This window comes from Ensifer sp. M14 (assembly GCF_003355565.1).
Taxonomy (GTDB): Bacteria; Pseudomonadota; Alphaproteobacteria; order Rhizobiales; family Rhizobiaceae; genus Ensifer.
The window spans coordinates 19,555-38,327 of record NZ_QJNR01000004.1 but is presented as its reverse complement, the minus strand read 5'-3'; the positions used below and the strand labels follow the sequence as shown (position 1 = coordinate 38,327).

Annotated in this window: 10 protein-coding genes; 5 read left to right on the top strand and 5 right to left on the bottom strand. The window is 62.4% G+C overall.

All coding sequences use genetic code 11. The features are described from left to right. The first annotated feature begins 154 nt into the window (after positions 1-154). From BLJAPNOD_RS00260 to BLJAPNOD_RS00240, 5 genes are all read left to right on the top strand, one after another. A complete protein-coding gene (locus BLJAPNOD_RS00260) occupies positions 155-568 on the top strand; it encodes a hypothetical protein (protein WP_077502843.1) in 414 nt (137 codons plus the stop codon). A gap of 111 nt (positions 569-679) precedes the next feature. Continuing rightward, positions 680-3,220 (top strand): protein translocase subunit SecD, encoded by a 2,541-nt coding sequence (gene secD, locus BLJAPNOD_RS00255; protein WP_077502842.1) that lies wholly within the window; start codon positions 680-682, stop codon positions 3,218-3,220. A gap of 509 nt (positions 3,221-3,729) precedes the next feature. After that, positions 3,730-3,942 carry a hypothetical protein gene (locus BLJAPNOD_RS00250; protein WP_077502841.1) on the top strand — a complete coding sequence of 71 codons (213 nt, stop codon included), beginning with the start codon at positions 3,730-3,732 and terminating at the stop codon, positions 3,940-3,942. Positions 3,943-4,114: 172 nt separating this feature from the next. Then, positions 4,115-4,570: an Rrf2 family transcriptional regulator gene (locus tag BLJAPNOD_RS00245; RefSeq protein ID WP_053248737.1), complete on the top strand. Its 456-nt coding sequence runs from the start codon at positions 4,115-4,117 to the stop codon at positions 4,568-4,570. A 145-nt stretch (positions 4,571-4,715) separates the two neighbouring features. Next, positions 4,716-5,726 (top strand): KpsF/GutQ family sugar-phosphate isomerase, encoded by a 1,011-nt coding sequence (locus BLJAPNOD_RS00240; RefSeq protein ID WP_077502840.1) that lies wholly within the window; start codon positions 4,716-4,718, stop codon positions 5,724-5,726. A 33-nt stretch (positions 5,727-5,759) separates the two neighbouring features. Here BLJAPNOD_RS00240 and BLJAPNOD_RS00235 read toward each other — a convergent pair whose 3' ends face one another. The 5 genes from BLJAPNOD_RS00235 to BLJAPNOD_RS00215 are packed head-to-tail and all read right to left on the bottom strand — an operon-like array spanning position 5,760 to position 18,616. After that, positions 5,760-7,088 carry a capsule biosynthesis protein gene (locus BLJAPNOD_RS00235; RefSeq protein WP_115418524.1) on the bottom strand — a complete coding sequence of 443 codons (1,329 nt, stop codon included), beginning with the start codon at positions 7,086-7,088 and terminating at the stop codon, positions 5,760-5,762. A 13-nt stretch (positions 7,089-7,101) separates the two neighbouring features. Then, complete coding sequence (locus BLJAPNOD_RS00230) at positions 7,102-8,736, bottom strand: LTA synthase family protein (protein WP_115418523.1); 1,635 nt, start codon at positions 8,734-8,736, stop codon at positions 7,102-7,104. A gap of 55 nt (positions 8,737-8,791) precedes the next feature. Further along, on the bottom strand, positions 8,792-9,610 hold the full coding sequence (locus BLJAPNOD_RS00225) for an SDR family oxidoreductase (RefSeq protein WP_115418522.1): 819 nt from the start codon (positions 9,608-9,610) through the stop codon (positions 8,792-8,794). Between the two features lie 49 nt (positions 9,611-9,659). Continuing rightward, positions 9,660-11,075, bottom strand: a complete 1,416-nt coding sequence (locus BLJAPNOD_RS00220; RefSeq protein ID WP_115418521.1) for an aminotransferase class I/II-fold pyridoxal phosphate-dependent enzyme — start codon at positions 11,073-11,075, stop codon at positions 9,660-9,662. Beyond that, entirely contained in the window at positions 11,072-18,616 is a 7,545-nt protein-coding gene (locus BLJAPNOD_RS00215; protein ID WP_115418520.1) for a type I polyketide synthase, read from the bottom strand. The genes BLJAPNOD_RS00220 and BLJAPNOD_RS00215 overlap by 4 nt, the downstream gene beginning before the upstream one ends. Positions 18,617-18,773 lie beyond the last annotated feature (157 nt).

Here is an 18,773-nt window from a genome sequence, read left to right as displayed (position 1 = left end):
CGTTCGAGCGGCGCGAAATTTGACATTTCGCGTCCGCAATGGTGTTAAGAGCGCCTCGTGCTCGATTCCGGCCATGATCTTCGGCTAGATTTGCTGCATTCCGGCTGAATTGAACTTTCAGGCGCCAAGCGCCGAGGAAGGGGCGGCGTCCCGAATGGACCCAGTGTGTGGTGGCAACAGAGGCAGATTTGCCGGCCGGCTATTCGCCGTGCTGTGGCTGTTCTGTGCCTCCATGGCCATGCAGCTGATCGTCGTCGGCCAGGGCTTTTCCTCGCGTCTTTCGGCCGAACAGCAGGCGGGTAATTTCTCCTCGCCTGACACCGTTCCTTCGGATCACCCCGCCGCGCGCCAGATTTCGCGCGCCACGCCGGTTTCGGATCTGCGCTTCACCGCCGAGCGCAAGGATGCCAAATCCGCGACCGGTGACGGCGCGGTGCCGATGCTTTTTGCGTCGGTCCTGGCGGTGCCCTTCGAGCCGACTGGCGACGTACTCGCTTTCGGCCGTGTTGCCTTCGCCGACGGTTTACCGAACCGCGGCCCGCAGATCCGCGCGCCTCCGAGCGCCTGATCGTTTCCGATATTCGGGCACGATGATCCTTGTAATCCTGTTCGTGCCCCCGATGAAACAAAGTCCTGACGACGCGCCTTGCGCCCGCTCAGGCTCTCTTGGAACCACAACATGCGTACATCCAAATGGGCGATTATCGCCTATGTCGCCGTCATCCTCTTCGGATGCCTGGCGGCGCTGCCAAACGTTCTCTCGCCGGCGCAACGCGAGCAATTCGGTGCCTGGCTGCCGGTGAAGCCCGTCACGCTTGGTCTCGACCTGAAGGGCGGCTCTCACCTGGTGCTAGAAGTCGATGCAGCCGGTCTGCGCAAGGCACGGCTTGAAACCCTGCTCGACGACACCCGTCGCGCGCTGCGCGGTGAGCGCATCCCGGCCTCGTCGGCACGCATCAGCGGCGATGCCGTCACTGTCAAGATCGACGATCCGGCTGACCTCGAAAAGGCGCTGCCCAAGCTCAAGGAGCTCGCGGCACCCGTCGGCACACTTGGTTTCGGCGGCGAGGCTTCCGACGTCGAAGTGACCGAAAACGGCGGTAACATTACCCTGGCGATGACCGAGGCCGGCCTCAACGACCGCATGACCAAGGCGGTGGAACAGAGCCTCGAGATTATCCGCCGTCGTGTCGATACGGTCGGCGTGGCCGAGCCGTTGATCCAGCGCGTCGGCTCCAACCGCATTCTCGTTCAGCTTCCGGGTCTGCAGGATCCGACCGGGCTGCGCCAGCTCCTGGGCTCGACTGCCCAGATGAGCTTCCACATGCTCGACCAGACCGTGGATGTGACCCAGCCGGCACCGCGCGGTGTCGATATTCTTCCCGGTGCCAACGACGGCAACAAGTATCCGGTCGAAAGCCGCATCGCCATCTCCGGCGAGCGATTGGCCGATTCCAAGGCCGGCTTCGATCAGCGCACCAACGAGCCGATCGTCTCGTTCACCTTCGATTCGCTCGGCGCCCGGCAGTTTGCCGAAATCACCCGCGACAATGTCGGCCGCCCCTTCGCGATCGTGCTCGACGGCAAGGTCCTGACCGCGCCCGTCATCCGCGAACCGATCATCGGCGGCAACGGCCAGATCAGCGGTAACTTCACCGCGCAGGAAGCAACCGTTCTCTCGGCGCTTCTGCGCTCGGGCGCGCTGCCGGCACCGCTGACAGTGATTGAAGAGCGCTCCGTCGGCCCGAACCTCGGTAGCGATTCCATCCGTATGGGCATCTTCACCGGTCTTGTCGGTTTCGCCCTCGTCGTTGCCCTCATGGTCGTGCTCTACGGCGCATGGGGCATGATTGCCAATGTCGGCCTGGTGCTGCACACCATCTTGACGGTCGGGGTGCTCGCAATGCTCGGCTCGACCCTGACACTCCCCGGCATCGCCGGTATCATTCTCGGGATCGGCATGGCGGTTGATGCCAACATTCTGATCAATGCCCGTATTCGGGAAGAAACCGAGGGCGGCGCCGGCGCCATGAAGGCGCTCGATATCGGCTTCAACAAGGCTTATGCAACGATCATCGACTCCAACGTCACCACGCTTTCGGGCACCGTGCTGCTGTTTGCGTTCGGCTCCGGACCGGTCAAGGGTTTCGCGGTCACCATGATGCTCGGCATCGTCATCTCGATGTTCACGTCGGTCACCGTCGTGCGCCTGATGATGCGCGAAGTCGTCGTCCGCCGGAAGATGAAGAAACTCGAGATCCCCTCGCTCTTCGGCCGCGTGCCGAAGCTGCCGAGCTTCTCCTTCATGAAGGGTCGTTTTGTTGCCATCGGCATGTCGGCCTTTCTGTCGGTGAGTTCGGTCGTGTTGTTCTTCACGCCCGGCCTCAACTACGGCATCGACTTCGTCGGTGGTATCCAGGTAGAAGCGACATCCAAGCAGACGCTCGATCTGCCGGCGTTGCGCCATGGCCTGGAGTCGCTCAACATCGGTGAGGTGGCGCTACAGGAATTCGGCGAGGACAAGTCGGTCCTGATCCGCGTTCAGCGCCAGCCCGGCGGGGAGCAGGAGCAGACGGTAGCCCTGAACAAGATCAAGGATGCAGCCGTCCAGACGATTCCTGATGTGACCTTCGAGCGGACGGAAGTCGTCGGCCCGACGATCAGCACGGAACTGGCCCGTTCGGGCTTCCTTGCCGTCGGTCTCGCGATGGTGGCGATCCTGCTCTACATCTGGTTCCGCTTCGAATGGCACTTCGCCGTCGGCGCGATCGCAGTTCTGCTGCTCGACATCACCAAGACGATCGGCTTCTTCGCGCTGACCGGTATCGACTTCAACCTGACGGCCATTGCCGCGCTGCTGACGATGATCGGTTACTCCGTCAACGACAAGGTCGTGGTCTATGACCGCATGCGTGAGAACCTGCGCAAGTACAAGTCGATGCCGTTCTCCGACCTCATCGACATGAGCATCAACCAGGTAATCGCACGATGCATCTTCACCTCGATGGCCACCGCGCTGTCGCTGGTGCCGATGGCGATCTGGGGCGGCGATGCCGTCAAGAGCTTCGCCTGGCCGATGATCTTCGGCGTCATCGTCGCGACGACGTCGTCGATCTACATCGGTGGCCCGATCCTGCTCTTCCTCAATCGCTGGTGGAAGGATCGCGAGGCGACCCGTACCGGCACCGGAACCACGCAGCCGGGCGCACCGGCGGCCTGATCCAGAGGTGAAGATACAAAATGTGAAGGGGCGGTCTTATGGGCCGCCCCTTTTTTGTCCGAAAGTGCTGTCTTTATCACCCTCGTACCTTGCAGGTTGATTCGACGCTTCCTAGATAGTGAGGGCCTCCGGTTTCGGATCGGGAGAACGGATATTGCATCTGTACCCCCTAAAATTTGATTGGTTGAGAAATATTTTTCGCGACATCATCTTTTTAATTGACGGAATTGGTAGATTATTCTAGTTTGCAGCACTGTGACGCGGGCGAGTCCGCCTCACCGTTGTTCATGAACCGCTCCGGCATTGCGATGCCGGACCAAGCCAAAGGAGTGTGACATGTCCGAAACCGTCTCGATTGCCGCCTTCTTCGGCACGCGTTCCCATTGTCGTGCAACAGTGAAGAAACGTCACATTCGCCTCTGCCGAATGTGATCCTCGAACTCTCGAAATTCATCCTTTGCCGAAATTGAAATGTCCGCGCCTTCTGGTGTGGAAGGAGCGTTATTTGCATGAGCAAGCAGGTTATCGAATATGGCGGCGAAGCCGTCGGGGTCGTCGTCCCGGACGAGGGACGTTTCAAGTTTCTCGCAGTCAAGTATCACGTCTGGGATCTGGACGCGCAGCGGTTCCGCTCGGCTGACGAAGCCCGCGCGGCCATCCGCCATCTGCTCGCCCGCCAGACGATGCCAACCGAGCGTCATGGTGATGCGGCCGCGGCGTAGCGCTGACAGCGGCCGTATCCCGCATGTCGGGCAAGCTTAAAGATCAGGCTTTGCGTTGATTCCGCGCGACAATTGTGTGTTGGCCGCACGTTTCTTGTGCTATGCCAAAACAAGATTGCGTTTGCGCGGATGATTCCCCGTTTTGAGGGGCCCGCAGGGGAAGCTTGCCGGAATGCTGACGAAGAAGGGAAAGTACGGATTGAAGGCTCTCGTCGACCTCGCGCGACTGGAGCCGGGAGAGACGGCTTTCATCACCGAGATCGCCCAGCGTAACAACATCCCGAAAAAATTCCTGGATACGATCCTGCTCGAATTGCGCAATGCCGGCATGCTTCGCTCGAAAAAGGGGCCAGGTGGCGGCTATTCGCTGTCGCGCCCGGCAGCAGAAATTCGCATCGGCCATGTCATCCGCACGCTTGACGGCCCGCTCGCGCCGATCCGCTGTGCCAGCCGCACGGCCTATGAGGTCTGCGAGGATTGCAACGATCCCGAGACCTGTCAGGTCCGCGTCTCGATGACCACCGTGCGCGACGCGGTGGCCTCGATTCTCGATTCCATGACGCTTGAAGAGTTTGCGGCCGACAAGTCGATGCCGCTCGAAGCGCCGGAAGAAAAGCGCGTCGGCTGACGAAAACGTCGTCTTTGCGGGATTTCCTGCCGAAACTCGATGACTTCGGCTTGGTTTGCCAAGAAAAAGCGCCTATCTGCCTGCAATAGGTCTGAGAAACGCCGCTTCTAGCCGGCGCAAACGTCTTTGCGGGAATGGAAACACCATGGGTTTGAGACACGCATCAGCAGATGAGCGACGCGGTTTGGCTGCATTGGAGTCGGTCGGCCGGACTTTGACGACGGCGATGGCCGGCATCAAGGCGCTCGCCGATCACCTCGGCGCCGATACGGCGTTTGCCCAAAGCATGGTCGAGGCGATCGAACTCATCGGCGAAAGCCAGGGCCGCGTTGTCGTTTCCGGTATCGGCAAAAGCGGGCATATCGGCCGCAAGATGGCCGCGACCATGGCGTCGACAGGCACATCGGCCTATTTCGTCCACCCGACCGAGGCCAGCCACGGCGATCTCGGCATGGTGACGTCGCAGGATGTGCTGATCCTGCTCTCTTGGTCGGGCGAGACGGCGGAACTCGCCAACATGCTCACCTATGCCAAGCGCTTCAAGGTGCCGATCGTTTCGATCTCGTCCAACCGCGATAGCGTGTTGGCCCGCAACTCCGAAGTGCCGATCGTTCTGCCGAAGGTTCAGGAAGCCTGTCCGCATGGGTTGGCGCCGACGACCTCGGCCATGTTGCAGCTTGCGGTCGGCGATGCGCTGGCCATCGCCCTGCTCGAGCGCCGCGGTTTCTCGGCCGAAGATTTCAAGACGTTCCATCCCGGCGGCAAGCTCGGCGCACAGCTGCGCCTCGTGCGCGAACTGGCGCATGTGGGCGAACAGGTGCCGCTCCTGAGCGTCGGTCACCCGATGAGCGAAGCGGTCATCGAAATGTCTTCCAAGGGGTTTGGCGTCGTCGGCATTGTCGACGAGGACGGCAAGCTTGCTGGTGTCATCACCGACGGCGACCTTCGTCGCCACATGTCGGGCGATCTGCTGGCGCAGACCGTCGAGGCGGTGATGTCGCGCAACCCCCGCGTCATCAGGGGCGATGTTCTGGCAAGCGGTGCGATGGAGTTCATGCAGGATCACAAGGTGACCGTGCTGTTCCTGGTCGACGAGGACGGTCTCCCCGTCGGCATCCTGCATATTCACGACCTGCTGCGCGCAGGCGTGGCCTGATCCCTGGAAACGTTTTGATCCCTGACGGCTGGCCTAAGCGGATAGCGAGGCTGGCCGTTGTTTTTTCTGCGGCTTGCGCCGTGGCGGCGGAACAATGTAGGCGCCCGGCTGATTGACCGTGTTCTCGTGCAGGCGCTCGGCGATCGCCTGCGCACCGGCATCGGTTCCTGCTTTCGAATAGAAGTTGCCACGAACCTGGATCGAGGCGGCAAGCAGCCGGAACATGGCAGTGCTTACCTCGGCGTCAGGCGCAGCAGGCGCTTGCCAGAAGTCGTCCAGTGGCTGCTGGTCCGTCAAGCCGGCAATGTCAAACACCGCGGTACCCAGCACCTTGACCGGTCGGCCCTGTTTCAACGCATGCAGACCCGCGGTCGAATTGACTGTGACCATGCCCGAGCTGGCCTCTGCCAGCACATCCAGATTACCGCCATCCAGATAGAACACGCGCCCGGCCAGCCCGAGCGCCGCCGCCTTGGCTTCGATGAAATTGCGCCAGCCAATCAGGTCGTTGTCGAGGGGGTGAACCTTGAAGACCAGTCTGGTGTCCGCAACCGAATGGGCTGCAAACGAGGTCATGACCTCGTCAATCGCGACCTTCTGGCTATGGAACGGCGAGTGCGCGCGCAGCTGGAAATCGGTTTCGAGCTGCAGCGGATAGACGAAATAGGGCACGCTATCCGATAGCAGCGCACGCACGGTCTCATCGGCTCGCGCACTTCGCCGTTTGCCGGCGACAAGGCGGCGGATCCAGCCGGCATATTCGGCAAGCGGATGAAAGATCGCGTGGCGGCGGTAATGCGGAAAGAGAAACCATAGGAAGACATTGGGCAGGTTGTAGAGAAGGTCGTAGCTCGCATCGGCCACAAAGGTCTGGCTGTAGTGCTTGCGCCAATCCGGCTCCGGCAGGGTCTTCGCAGCATCGACGATATGGGCGGCGTCGGCGGGAAAGTGGGAGTTCGACGACATGCCGTCGCGCTCCAGCGTCAGCCAGTCAGGCCTGAGGTAGCCCATCTCGACGATGGCAATTGCGACCCCGGCCCGTCGCGCGACGGCGGTCGCGGCCTGATGGTAAGGGCGCTCCTCGCCGAGCAGGATCATGTCGGTCACCTTGCGGTCGCGAATGAACTGCTCAAGGTAGGCGGGCCAGCCCGCAAATGTTCCGCGATAGTTGGATGCGCCCTTGCGCCACCAAGTGATCTGGTCGCCGACGTTGAGGTTTATCCGCAGACAGGTGTGCCCGTAGCTCTCCAGGCAGTTGGCGATCTTACGGAAGATCGGCGATGACGGACCTTGCAGGAACAGGAAGACCCGCCGGCTTGGCAGCTCTTCTGAAACGTCGGTGTGAAGCGCAGCGTTTTCCATCGCCTCGCCGCCGCTAACGCAGCATGCCCTTCTTGATGTTGGCGTGGTTGAGCAACGCCTCGATGAGATCCCAGGCCGCGACGTCGGAAGGTTCCGCCGGGCGTTGTTGCGCCGGTTTGGCCTTGGCGAGCGGCACGATGAAATAGTCCGTGCGCGGATCGGGGAAGGGGTCGGCGAAAGACTTCAAGAGCGGCGCATGATCGCCATAGAAGACGAACCAGACGGGCCGGTCGAGCTTGTCGAGACGATCCGTCAGCTGCTTCAGTGCTGCGTCGGATTGCTCCAGGATCGCCAGGTAGATCTCCACCGGATTAGTGAGGTCGCCAACGCGGCCCGGCTCCCACGGGCCGTGGTTCGCCATCGAGGCGACGAAAACGAAACCGCTCGTGTCGTCCGGCAGCTTCTCACAGGCATCGATGACCTTGGTCGCGAGCTTTTCGTCGGAGACGTAGGGCCCATCGCGGGCGGGAACGTGGTCGAACCCGTCGAGCATCGTCAACTCGGCAAAGCCGAGCTGTGGCATCGCCTTGTGGCGCAGGAAGAAGGTACGGTCGTAAGGATGTATGAAATGGGTGTGCCAGCCGGCGCGCTTCATCTTTCCCGGCCAGACGACATCGGAATAGTGTGATGCCCGCAGATAGGGGTAGCTCGCATCCACGTGGATATCGTCCGGCACGAGGCCGCTGATGACGGCAAATTCGGTGCGCAGCGTATAGCCGCCTTCAAAGACGCTGCTGAGGCGGCCCCATTGCGCGGCTTGGCGCCGCAACCGGTCGAGTGCCGGCATCTTCAGCGTGTCGACGCCGAAATGCCGCATGTCGATGAAGGACTCCGATTGCCAGACGACGATCAGCGGCGAGCCGTCGTCGCCCATCAGGTCCTGGACGGCGGCCCGCACGATTTCGGAGAGTTCGGCGACGATCTTCTCGCGCTTGACGCCGAGCCAGATGATGAAGCGGAAGATGACCGAGCCGAAGGTGCCGAAGCGCACCGTGTTCATCTTGACGTCGAGCACCTTGACGAGCCGTTGCACGAGCGACGCCGTCGGCCGGTTCACCGGGCCGTAAAACAGGAGAAGCCAGGGGCCGGCAGCGACTGCCACCATCACCATTATCCAGAACGCCTTGCCGCGGTCGGGCAGAACCGTCGGTTCGAAATAGAGGTAGAGCCCAGAGACGCCGAAGACATAGAGGAATGCGACCGTCCAGAACACGATGTTCAGCGAACTGGCATAGAAGATCGTCTTGTATTTGAAGACATCGACGACGAGGGCGATGTCGGAAAAGATCAGCGGCTCGCGGATGAACTTGAACTTGGCCCGCGAAATCCCGGTGAAGATGATGAAGAAGCTCATCGTGCCGGCGGCGGCATAGAGCGGCCGCCAGGAGCCAGCAAAGAAGCCGGCAAACACCAGCGCGATAACGGGCAAGCGGGCGAGGACATCGATGACGTCCTGTTTGCGTCCGAAGGGGGAAGGGTTTGCCCGGCGCTCGCGTTTCGGCAGTGCGAAGCGGTCGGTGAAGAAGATCACCGCGCAGGACAAGATGAAACAACAGATCGTCAGCGTTATCGGATAATCGTGCAATTGAAAGGGGAGCAACGCCAAGCGGAAACCTTCATGCTTTCTTGCACGCCGGCGCTGCTTCATGCGGGCCGGGATTGGTCAGAGACTTAGAACCTATCATTCGCGCGCACAAGCGCCGTTACCGCCCGCGCTTTGATACTCCACCGCTACTGCGGGCGATTGTGCGGTCGAACCACCAGTTGAGAACCGGTCTGACAGCCGGGCCGAAGCGGCCGAGAAGAAAAAGCGTGAGGCCAAAATAGACCTCGAACCGCCCGCGCTCGATGCCGTCGACGACCTTGCCGGCAACCGCTTCTGCCGGCCACGGGCTGACCGTACCCATGATCGCGGCTGCCTCGATGGGGCGAAAGGCAAGTTCGCGCTGAAACTGCGGCGTCTGGGTGTCGGGCGGAAAGCAGACGGAGACGTTTACGCCGTGCCCGCGTGCCTCCGAGCGCAGCGCCTGGGCAAAGCCGTGAAGGGCGAACTTGGAGGCACAGTAGGCGGAGTAGCCGTAAATGCCGAGAAGGCCGGCGCCGGAAGAGATCATCATGATTTTTCCGCGCCCGCGTTGCGTCATTCCGGCGTAGACGGCGCGCACCGCATGGACGGTGCCGGAAAAATTCGTGTCGATCTGCCGCTGGAACGCGGTGCTGCCAAGCTCTTCGAACCGGCCGGGCTCGACGACGCCGGCTGAGGTCACCAGGATGTCGCAGGGTCCGAATGCGGCTTCGCAGCGATGGATGGCAGCGGTGACTTCGTCCTCCCTCGCAACGTCGGCCGTCTCGATGCGGATGTCCCCGACTGTCGATGCCTTCGAGGCGAGTTCATCCTGTGCCTGTTTCAGGATCTCGGCGGAGCGCGCGATCAGCGAGAGGCGCGCGCCGCGGCTGGCATAGATCGATGCGATCGCCAGCCCTATGCCGCTGGAGCCGCCGGTGATGATCACATGGGTCATGCTGCTTTCCGCTCGCGGCATCCGGCCCCTGGAGGGCGCTTGCGCTTCGTCAACGCGCCGAGAGCGCCTTCATCATCTGGTCGATATCGATGCCGCCAAGGCCGAAGTTGCGTTCGGTCAGATCCTTCAGGCGCTCCGCCGTCAGGGTCACCGTCTTGCGGATCTGCTCTTCGGTATGGTCGCTGGTGATGAAGAAGCGCAGCCGCGCAAGCCCTTCGGGAACCGCCGGGTGGATGATTGGCAGCGCATTGACGCCGGCCGCAAGCAGATCGTTGGAAAGCTGAACCGCGCGCAGTGAATCGCCGACCAGAACCGGCACCACCGAAAAGCCGCTGCTGAGACCGGTGTCCAGACCCGCCTCCTTGGCAAGCTTCAGGAAGAGCGCACCATTGCGCCTGAGGGCGGCGGTGCGCGACGGCTCGCGCGCAAGCACGTCGAGGCTTGCGGCGGCCGACGCGGCCAGAACCGGTGCCAGGCCGACGCTGTAGACGAAGCCTCCAGCCGACGCTTTGAGGACGGCAACGAGCGCTTCGCTGCCGGCGATGTAGCCGCCGCAGCTGGACGTCGTTTTTGACAGCGTGCCCATCCAGATGTCGATCTCATTCGGATCGACGCCGAAGTGCTCCGCAAGTCCGCGGCCATGTTTGCCAACGACCCCCAGGGAATGGGCCTCATCGACCATCAGCCAGAAGCCGTACTCGGCCTTGAGTTTCAGGAGAGCCGGCAGATCGGCAACGTCGCCGTCCATCGAGTAGATGCCCTCGACGATGACAAGGATACGGCGATAATCGCCCGAGACCGTGCGCAGCACATGTTCAAGGTCGCTGGCGTCATTGTGCTTGAACAGGCGGCGCGTGGCCCCGGAAAGCTTGATGCCGGCGAGCGCACTGTTGTGGATGAACTCGTCGTGGACGACGAGATCCTTCGGTCCCATCAGGCAGCTGATGGCCGCAACATTGGTCAGATAGCCGCTGACGAAGCAGACGGCGGCATCGACGCCGTAGAAGCGCGCGATCTTTTCTTCCAGCTCGACATGAACAGGCCGCTCGCCGGCGACAAGCCGGCTGGCAGAGGCGGAGATTCCGAAGGTCTCGACCGTTTCCTTTGCCCTTGCCAGCACCTCCGGGTGCCGGTTGAGGCCAAGATAGTCATAGGACGCAAAGTTGATCAGCTTGCGGCCGTCGATGACGGTGGTAGCACCTGCCGCAGTCTGATGCGCGCGGTAGAACGGGTTGGCGATCCCGAGTTGTTCGCTCGCAAACTTCTGGGTCTGAACCTGCTTGTACTCCGGCAGATCCTCGAAACGGGGCTGTTGCCGGCGGGCCGGCGGCGGCATCTCCCGCTCCGACCGCGCCATGCGGTTGCGCTCGGAGGATTGATGCGTGTTTCTCATCCGGTCCAGCAGGTTCTCCTTGAGGCTGCTGGTCATCTTGGATGAGCCGGGACCGTTTCCGTTCGTGCTCATTGGCTCTGTGCTTTTTCCTTTGCCGTGCCGATATGCCGTTGCGCCAGTTCGGTGACCAACTTGTCGTCCGCACCGTCGCTGTCGTCGCCCTGGTCGCGCTTGCTGACCTTTTCATAGAGCTTACGAGCGACGTCGCCAACCGTCGTGTTGTCTGCGACGCCACTGAGCGGCATGTCGAAGCCGGTGTTCTGCTGGAAGCTCATGCCGAGTTCGACGGCCATCAGGCTGTCGAGGCCGATTTCCTTCAAGACCTTGCTGCGCGTGACCGTATCCTTCGAGACCCGCAGGATCGCGGCAATTTCGCCTGCGACCAGATCAAAGAGAATATCCTCGGCTTCTTGCGCAGACTTGCCCTCGATCATCGCGACGAGGTCCATCTTGGTGCCTTCGCCGCCGGACGAATGCTGATCGGCACTGCGAAGGATAACTTCGAAGAGCGCGTTACGGGCGACCGGCAGGTTGCGGGCCGCCGACCAGTCGATCTCGGAAATCATAACGACGGCGGCGTCGACCGTGCCTGGGTCGCCGGCAAGGTGGCTTTCCACCATGTCGAGCGCCGTCTGCGCCTTCAGCGCCGTCTTGCCGATGCGCTTGGCCAAGAGGTCGTTGACGTCGGTGTTCTGTACCAGATAGCCCTTGTCGGCGATCGCGCCGAACCCGACCGCAAGACCGGCAAGCCCTTCGGCGCGCCGGGCACGGGCAAGACCTTCGAGGTAGCCGTTGGCAGCAACGTAGTTCGCCTGGCCGGGATTGCCAACCAGCGTCGTTGCCGACGAGAACAGGATGAAGTTGTCGAGCGCGTCGCCACGGGTCAGCTGATCGAGAACAGCGGCACCCTTTGCCTTGGTGTCGATGACCGGCCGGTTGCGCTCGCGATTTAGATTGCTGATGAGCGCGTCGTCCAGCACCATCGCTGCGTGAACGATGGAGCGTAGGGGCGCAATGCTTCGCAATTCCGTAAGCAGGCTGTCGGCTGCCGTCGCATCCGTGATGTCGCAGGCATGAACCGTTGCCGCGATGCCGGCCTTGGCCCAAAGCTCGATCATCGCCGTCGTTTCCGCGTCCGCAAGGCCGCGCCGCGAGCAAAGGGCGATATTCTTCGCACCCTTGTCGGCAAGCCAGTTGGCAGCGGCCAGGCCGAAGCCGCCGATGCCGCCGACGACGAGGTGCATGCCTTCAGGGTCGATCTTGACGCCACCGCGCGGCCGGGTTGCGACCTGGTGTTTGCCGGCGACCGGCGGCAGCACGACGATCTTGCCGATATGGCCTGCGTTCTGCATCAGGCGGAACGCATTGCCGATTTCGTCGAAGTCGAAGGCACGGTATGGCAGCGGTGTCAGCTTGCCGTCCTCGAACAGCGCGCCAATTTCGGTGAAGATGCGCTTGGTCAGGGCCGGCGCGTTGACCAGCAACTGGTCGGCGTCGATGCCGAAGTAGCTGATATTGCGACGGAACGGCCGAAGGCCGATCTTGCTGTCGGCGTAGTAGTCGCGCTTGCCGAGTTCGAGGAAACGGCCGAACGGTTTGACCAGCGCCAGGCTCTGCTCCATCGCTTCGGCGAAGAGCGAGTTCAGGACGAGGTCGACGCCTTCTCCACCGGTCACGGCGCGCACGTCGTTGACGAAGCCGAGCGAGCGCGAATCGAACACATGGTCGGCGCCGAGCATCGAAAGGAAGCGGCGCTTCTCGCGCGTGCCGGCCGTGGCGATGACTCTCGCACCCTTCAGCTTGGCAACCTGCAGTGCTGCGAGGCCGACGCCACCGGCCGCACCATGAATGAGGATCGTTTCGCCGGCCTGGATGCGGCCGAGTTCGACCATGGCATAGTAGGCGGTGAGGAACGCGACCGGTACGGTGGCAGCCGCGACCGGGCTGACCGAGTGCGGCAACCGGGCGACACCGGCGCGCGAAACGACCGCATGGGTGGAGAACGCCGCGGACGCGATCGCCATGACGGCGTCGCCGACCGAAAGGTCGTCCACGCCTTGGCCGACGGCAACGACGTGACCGGACAGTTCCATGCCGATCGTCGCACCGGCAAAGCCGTCTTCGAGCGCTTCTTCAGGCAGAAGACCCATGGCCCACATGACGTCGCGGAAGTTGAGGCCGGTGGCAGCCACCTTGACGACAACGTCGCCTGGGCCCGCGGTCGGCACATTGCTTTCTTCCCAAACGATGCTGCCGACCTGAGAGGCGACCCGCTGACGGATCGTGGCTGCGTCGAACGACGCCGTCGAGCCATGGGCGCTGTCGGTCGGACCGGAAACCGCGCGGATTTCCGAGAGCGATCCGTTCGGCCCTTCCAGCAGCCATTCACGATTGGTGCCGGAAACGGCAAGCAATGGAAGAGCTGCAGCAGTCTTCTGCTCGTCAGACGTCGCGCTGTCTGCGGCAAGATCCAGAGCGTGGACGTCGAGGAACTCGTACTCGTTCTGCAGCACGCGGGCGAAGGCCCAAAGGCCGGCATTGGTGCCGAAGCTTACGGCCGTCGTACCCGAGACGCGGGCGGCAACAGGTGCTCCATCAGGCGCGACAAGAACGAGCCTGGGGCGTGCGTCGCCGTTTGGATCGGTATCGCCGACATGCTGGCGCAGCACTTCTGCGACAGCGCTGAGCGCCAGAACCTGGGCCTGCAGCGAGGCGGAGTCGTCTGTCCGGCTCTTCGGCGCAGGCGAAGACAGGAAGACGGCCCGGACGGGTCGATCGCCGAAGGCCTCGATCGCATCGGAAAGCAACGCCGTATCCGTGGACGTATCACCCGTCAGATTGACCGGGACGGCGCCCGCGGACGGCTGCGTTTTCTGGCGCACGCCGACCTGCAGCAGCAGATAGGTCCCAACTGCTGCGACGGCAGCATCGGCACCGGTCTCGGCAGGCACCGGCGTTTCCACGCCGCGAGCCTCGAGAACGATGATGTTGCCGCTGGCGCATTCGCGATCCGTAACGTCGATCTCGCGAAGATCGAGATCAACCAGACATTTCTGCCAATGCGGAACGGCCGCGAGATTGCCGATCGGGAATTCCGCTGCCTGGCTGCGGGCAAACCAGCCGTCCGACAGTCCGAGCGCAAAATCGTTGAAGAGCGACGGCGCACCGACTGCGGCGACAAGACCACCGGTCCGGCGGAGCGTCGAGCGAAGCGCCGCGCGAACGTCGATATCGTCTTCAATCAGACCGTAGAGGCGGTCGGATGCGCTGATGGCGAGATCGAACGGCGCCTGGGTCGCAAGCTCACCCTTCTTGAGAATGCGGACATGGGCATCGTTTTCAAAGGCGAGTTCCAGGCCACGTTGCGCGTTGTCGCGCGGCTCGACCACGCTGAGGCTCGCACCGTGTTTGGCAGAAAGCGCCGATAGGCGACGGGTGAAGCCTGCGGAAACACTGCCGAGTTCGACAATGCGCAGGCGCATTCCGGCTGGCTGCGCGCGCAGCGCCGCTTCCACGGCGTCGAGAACGAGCGCCATGCGCTGGCGGCTTGCCTCGGAGTGGACGGCCTGATGATCGAGCGTCGCATCGCTGATGAAGCTGGAATTGGCAACGGTTTCGGCTTCGCCACCGGCTGGAGCCGCTAGCAGGACATCAAGCCGCGCCAGAGCTTCGGCGTAGGCGTTATTGATCAGAACCGCCTCGACGGCGCGATCCGGGCGCTCGCCATAGAGTTCGCGCAGGATTTCGGAGACGCTCGGAAGGCTGAATTCCTGCGCGACGGTCCAGACGCCGTCCTTGTGTTCGCAGAGACCGGCATCCTCGAGCACGTAGAGGCAGCTCGCCAGGAAACACTGGAAGGCGAAATCGCCAGGCAGGCTGTCGCTGCGCACGATCGATCGTCCCTTGCCGAGCTTCAGCGCAATTTCCTGGCAGGCGCGATAGATGGCTGCGTTGAACAGCAGCGTCGTGTTGTCGATACCGGTATCGGCTGCCGCCGTGACGCCGAGCGTCACCGGTGCGCGGACGCCGGTTTCAACCGTCGGCAGGAGTGCCTCGGAAAGCACAGTCTCGTAGTGGAACGAGAGGGCGTCCAGCGTCTTGTGCTTGCGCAGATAGGTACGCCGGAAGCGGCAATCCTCGAAATAGGCAACCGGGCCGCCCGACTTGTCGAAGAAGTGGAACTTCGCTTTGATCGAATTGGCGCTGACACGCTCGATCTCGATCGTGGCGCGCGCGATAGGCTTGCCGGCATTGACGACGCGCACGGAACCGAACCGCACCGGAATATAGGGTGCACCGCTCTTGTCGCCGGTAAAGCGGTCAAAAAGCGCAACAAGGCCGTGGAACGTGGCGTCCACGGAGATCGGGTTGAGGGCGTAGGTGATCAGCGGATGTCCGGATTTATCCGGGCTCTTCAGCTCGACGTCGACGAACCGATCGTCATAGGCAGCGGCCTTGGCGAGCAACTGGAAACGCGGACCGTAGTCGAGGCCGAACTGTCGCGCCGTGTCGTATGCTTTTGCCGGCGCGACGGTTGCCGTCTTCTGCATTCCGGCAAAGGACGGCAGGTGTCGTTCTTCGTTGGGCAACGGCTTGCGGGACCGGGCAACCGCATGAACGGCCCAGTCGTCTTCCGACAGCCGTTCGCGCGAGCGGATTTCGATGTCGCCGGTTTCCGGCGACAGGACAGTCGACAGCTCCATGATGCGGCTGTCGCTGAGTTCCAGCGGTCGGACAATCTCCAGATTGGTGATCTCGACCTCGTCGGTACCATAAAACTGCTGCGCGGCTGCGACGGCGATTTCGATGAAGCCGCTGCCGGGCAGGATCGCCTTGCCGTCGACGACATGCTCGGCCAGATCCGGAAACAGCGGCGCGTCGATGTGGTTCTTCCAGCTGCCGCTGTTCGGATCGCTGCGCCAGCCGGTCAGGCGATAGGGTTTTGCGGTGCGGCCGAAGAGGTCCGTGGCGTCGGTGGTGGCAGCCGGTCGCAGTTCGACCGGCTCGAACGGCAGGCTCGGCAGCGAGATCGCCGCATTGCGCTTGCCGAAGACGCGTGTCGTGTCGACGATGGCGCCGTGGGCGACGGCCCGCGCCATGGCGGCCGAAATCGGATCCTGGCCGGTCTCTCCGACATCTCTGAGCAGTGTCGGCACGACCATGCCCGGAGAGGCCGCTTGCTTGATCGTTTCCTTGACGTAGGAAGAAAGGATCGGGCGCGGAGAAATCTCAACAAAGAGCCGGCAGCCGAACTCGATCGCCGCCTCTGCCGCCGCCTGGAAGCGAACCGGCTCGCGGACATTCTTCCACCAGTAGTCCGGGTCGAGCTGCGTGCCGTCGAGGGCAGCACCCGTTACCGTCGACAGATAGGTGACTTCCGCGCGTCGTGGCGCGATGTCCGGGATGTCCGAGAGGAACGCGTCCTTTGCCCGGTCGATGATCGGGTGGTGGAAGGGGTAGTTGATGTCGAGAATCTGGACCGGGATCTTGGCCTTGCGCGCTGCGTCGCGGAAAGCGGAAATCTGATGCGCCGGGCCCGAGATCGTCACCGAATTATGGGCGTTGACGGCAGCGACGCAAAGCTCGTCGAGGCCGCGGGCCTCGGCAAAGGCGCGTGCAGCATCTTCACCCAGCATGACGGCGGCCATCGTCCCATGGCCGGCAAGCAGGTCCTGGTGCAGCGACCGCTTGGCGACGATCGAGACGGCATCGACCATCGACAGCGCGCCGGCCGCATAGGCGGCGGCGATTTCGCCGACCGAATGACCGAAGACGGCGACCGGCTTGATGCCCATGGCGACAAGCGAATCGGAAAGGGCCGCCTGAACCGCGAAGAGCAGCGGCTGGGCGATCTTCGTATCGGACAGCTTCTTGTCGAGGTCGGGATCGGTCAGAAGCTCAATCAGCGAAATGTCCGAATGGAACTTGAAGAGTGCGCTGACCGAGGTGAAACACTGGCGGAAGTGAAGGTTCTCACGGAACGCTTCGACGCCCATGCCGGCCCACTGCGAGCCGTTGCCGGAAAAGACGAAGGCGACCTTGGCATCTCTGGTGACCGCTTCGCCGACTTCGCCGATATCCGATCCCGGTTTTTCCACATGGCTCGCGATCGCACGCACGATATCTTCGGGATGGTCGCTGCGGGCTGCGAACCGATATCGCATATGGGTGCGGTTGGCGCCGGAAGCCGCGACCATCGAGCGGATCTCGCCCTTGGACGCGTTGGCAAAACGCGTCTTGTAGTCCTTCAGCAGGGCTTCAAGGCTTGATGCGGTGTGGGCGCTTGCGAGGAAGACATGCCCTGACGACGGCGGATTGTTGATCTTGTCTTCGGAAACCGGCTCCGGGTCGCTGATGACCACGTGGGCGTTGGCGCCACCGAAACCGAACGAGTTGATGCCGGCAAGCCGGGCGCGCTTGCCGCGCAAAAGCTCGATCGGACTTGCGGTGACACGCACGTTCAGGCCGTCGAAATCGATATGTTCGTTCGGCGTGTCGAAGTGCAGCGATGCGGGCAGGTAGTTGTTCTCGAGCGCCAGGATCGCCTTCATCATACCGAAGAGGCCGGAGGCCGGTTCGGTGTGGCCGATGTTCGATTTGATCGAGCCGATCGGAACCGGTGCCCGGCGGTTGGCGCCGATGACCGTGCCGATGGACCAGACTTCCGCGGGGTCGCCGACCTTGGTGCCTGTGCCGTGACCTTCGACGAAGGCGACCTGGTTGGCATCGATGCCGTTGCCTTCGTAGATCGCCCTGAGCAGGTTTGCCTGGGCTTCGCGCGAAGGCAGGGAGATGCCGTTGGTCCGGCCGGCCGAATTGACGCCCGACGCAACGATCCGGGCGTAGCTCCGGTCTTTTTCCTTGCGGGCGCGGTCAGAGCGGCGCAACACGAACACGACGCCGCCCTCGGCGCGCACATAGCCCGCGCCATCGTTGTCATAGGCGCGGCAGAGCCCTTCGGGCGACAGCATGCGCGCTTGCGCAAAACCGACGAACGGCAGGGGATGGGCGAGAATATTGACGCCGCCGACGATCGCCGTATCGATCTCGCCGGCGTTGAGCGCCCGCATCGCCTGATCGAGCGCGACGAGCGAGGAGGAACAGGCCGTATCGACGGTCATGCTCGGGCCGCTTAAGCCGAAAATGTGCGAAATGCGATTGGAGACGATCGACAGAGTGTTGCCGGTCATGAAGTACGGCCCGGCGGCAGCCGGATCTTCGACCGTCAGATTGGCATGGTCGAGGCTCGATGCACCGATATAAACGCCGACATTCTCGCCGTGCAGCGAGGTCGTGGAGATATTGGCGTCTTCAAGGGCACGCCAGGCAAGCTGCAAGAGCACGCGCTGCTGCGGATCCATATACATGGCTTCGCGCTGCGACATGCCGAAGACGGCCGGGTCGAAATCATAGAGTTGATCGAGCACGCCGGCAGCAAAGGAGTAGGTTTTCCCCTGCGTTCCCATGACCGGGTGCCAGAAACGTGCAACGTCCCAGCGATCGGAGGGGATGCTGGTGACTGTGCACTTGCCCTGACGAAGAAGTTTGAACAACGCCGAAGGCGATTCTGCTCCAGGGGCGAGGCATGCACGCCCAATAATCTCAACAGCCATATATGATCGAACGCTCTAAGCTGACGTTAAAGTTGCATCTGCGATTGCGGCTCCAAGCGGAAAACGCAACCGCCAATCATCCCGCCCCAGGGTTATCCCCACGTATATTCGTTCCGCCTCATTAGGCAGCTTTTAACTTAAAGTGCCTAGCTTTCAA